Here is a 3,081-nt window from a genome sequence, read left to right on the forward strand (position 1 = left end):
AACCGAAATCGCGCAATATGCCCTTTCCGGCTCTAGCCCGAAGATTATGAAAGATACGGATGAGCCTATTTTAAATCCTGACGGCTCTATAAAAACGGATCGCAACGGCAACGTGGTATTTAAAAAAGTGCTGGATGTCGTTGCGACGCAAGAAGTGCAACGTAAAGCGGATCTGTTTAAGAATGATTTTGAGGAGTGGATTTTCAAAGACATTTCGCGCAGAATGGATCTAACTAAAATTTACAACGATAAATTTAACTGTTATGTGCGCAAGCATTATGATGGAGAATACTTGAAAATCAACGGTATTAATCAGGCTTTTGAGTTACGAAAGCATCAAAAGGATGCCGTCGCTCGCGCCATAAACGAAAAGGTGGTTTTATTAGATCATGAGGTCGGCGCCGGCAAAACTCTAACCGCTATTTGTAGCGTTATGGAACAAAAGAAGCTCGGTATTATAAACAAGCCTCTGATTGTAGTGCCTAATCACCTTGTAGAGCAATGGCAAAAAGAATTTATCAATGCTTATCCCGATGCAAACCTGCTAGTCGCCGATGAAAAATCTATGGATAAGTTTCACCGCGATGAATTTCTGGCAAAAATTGCTAACGGCAATTACGATGCCATTATTATGAAATACACACAGCTAGAGCGAATTCCGGTTCCCGTCGAAATCGAGGAACGAATTATTGAAGAGCAAAAGGAGGAGCTAAAAGAGGCTATAAGAATAAGAGAAGAAAACGGCGGAAGTAAACTCTCTGTGAAACGACTCGAAGCTGCGCTTGAGAAGCTTGAGGCTAAATTAACGGAGCTTTATGATAACCGACAAAAGACTAAAATGATTGATTTTAGCGAACTCGGCGTTGATTGTATGGTAGTCGATGAAAGCCATAGCTTTAAAAATTTACAGTTTTCTACCGCGCTCGATAACGTTAAAGGACTTGGAAATCCTACGGGAAGCAAACGCGCTATGGATCTGTTTATGAAAACGACATATCTTCACGATCAACCAAACGGCAAGGTTATGTTTTTGACCGGCACGCCGGTTAGCAATAGCCTAAGCGAGCTTTATTTGCTACAAAAATACCTTTCGCCCAACGAGCTGAAAGAGCAAGGGCTTTTCTCTTTCGATAGCTGGGTAAAAACTTATGGGCAGCTCGAAAAGGTTTTTGAAACGGGCGCGGTGCCGAATGATTATAAAGTCGTAAACAGATTTACGAGCTTCAATAATTTACAATCTCTTGGAGGCTCTTATTTGGATTTCGCAGATATTGTTACGAACGCGGAAATTAAGAAATTTAGCGGCGCGTTCGTGCCTGAAGCGGAAATTATAACCTCGAAATCGAAAAAAAGCGACGAAGGCGCGCTATATCGGCGTAGAGATTGACAAAATGGGCAACTACAACGAGGGTTCTATCGTTTGGCGCATGGAGCGCATGAAAGATGCCGATCCGCGCCAGGACAATATTTTAAAATGCACTAACGATGCTAAAAAAGCATGCTTGGATTTTAGGCTGATCAATCCCGCGGCCGAAGACGATCCAAATTCCAAAATTAATAAGTGCGTTGAAAATATTCTTTCCGAATACAAAGCATATAGCGAATATAAAGGCACTCAACTCGTCTTTTTGGACATTGGCACGCCAAAGAGCATTTCACAACTTTCTAAAAATATCAACCTGGACGATGATTTTTCTAAAGAGATCGAGCCGGCAATCGTGCCGAGTGATGAATTCGTTAATATTAATGAGAGCCTATCTAAGCAGGAGGAGCCTCAAGACTTTAGCGATGATGAGATTATAGGCGATCGTGACGCGAACGAAAAAACATTCTTTTTGTATGGCGACATTTATAAAAAATTAGTTCAAAAAGGTATTCCACGAGAAGAGATCGCCTTTATCCACGATGCAAAAACCAATAAAGAGAAGCAGGAGTTGTTCGATAAGGTCAATAGCGGCGAAATTCGCGTACTTATCGGCTCGACGGCCAAGATGGGCGCGGGCACGAACGTGCAGGAGAGAGTTACTGCGATTCACCATCTTGATGTGCCATGGAAGCCAAGCGATTTAACGCAACGCAATGGCCGCGTTATTCGTCAAGGCAATAAAATTTTTGAAAACGATCCACAAAATTTTAAAATTAAGGATTTTCGCTATGTTACGACAGAAACCTACGACGAGACGTCGTGGCAAATCGTAACTTCAAAGGCAAAAGCAATTTTAAATTTTAGAACCGGGGTGTTAGACGGCAATTCGCTTGACGGCTTTGAAGATGAGGCTATAAGCTGCGAGGTGCTAAAGGCTATTTCAAGCGGAAATCCGCTAATTTTAACAAACGTCAAAATTTCAACTGAGCTTGAAAAGCTTGAGCGCGAAAAGAAAAGCTACGAACAAAATCAGCAGCTGAATGAAGATAATTTAGCCAGAAGCGAAGCGAAATGTAAATTTCTAACGAATGAAATCAGCACCCTACTTTCTACTAAAGAATACGTCGCAAATTTTGAAAATAAAGACGGCTTAGCCTGCTCTATGTTTCAAAATAATGTTTTTGATAAGACAAAAACGCCGGTAAGCTTTTTCATTCCGAAAGATGATAGCTCGCGCGAAGTTAAAATCGAGCAGGAAAATATGCGTAAAATTTTCTCAAACAATGTAAATTTGATGTTCGATGCAAAAAACACTAGCATTGATTTTTGCGAGTACAAGGGCTTTGTGGTCAGCGGATACTATGATCCGGGCAAACGCGAAGTCGCCTTTGAACTTACAAACAAGCAGACAAAAGAGGTATTTTCGCCATCAAATTTAGTGTTTCTTTCGGGCTTAAACAAAGAACATAGCCTGTTCGAGAAAAATCTGAAAGACCAAATCAATATGGTCTTATTTTTCTCGCGGCTAAATAACTATATCAATAAGATCGACGAGAATATCGAACGTAACCGGGCGACGCTGGCGAATGAGACGAAGAAGCTCGGGGTGCTGAAAGATTTGGTATCGAATCAATGTAAATTTCCCAATACCGCTCTTTTGAGATTGCTAAGGGAAGAGCAGCGTATTTGTTTTGAGGAGATCGAGAAGAAAAAAG

2 protein-coding genes are annotated in these 3,081 nt (G+C 41.2%); both read left to right on the forward strand.

Annotation, left to right across the window (positions count from 1 at the left end):
* The coding region (locus Q0546_RS01600) for an SNF2-related protein (RefSeq protein WP_298789923.1) at positions 1–1,387 on the forward strand (1,387 nt) is incomplete at its 5' end.
* A gap of 4 nt (positions 1,388–1,391) precedes the next feature.
* Positions 1,392–3,081: helicase-related protein (locus tag Q0546_RS01605; protein ID WP_298789925.1), on the forward strand; the 1,690-nt coding region annotated here is incomplete at its 3' end.

It is taken from the genome of uncultured Campylobacter sp., assembly GCF_937997465.1.
In the GTDB taxonomy this organism is placed as follows: Bacteria; Campylobacterota; Campylobacteria; order Campylobacterales; family Campylobacteraceae; genus Campylobacter_A.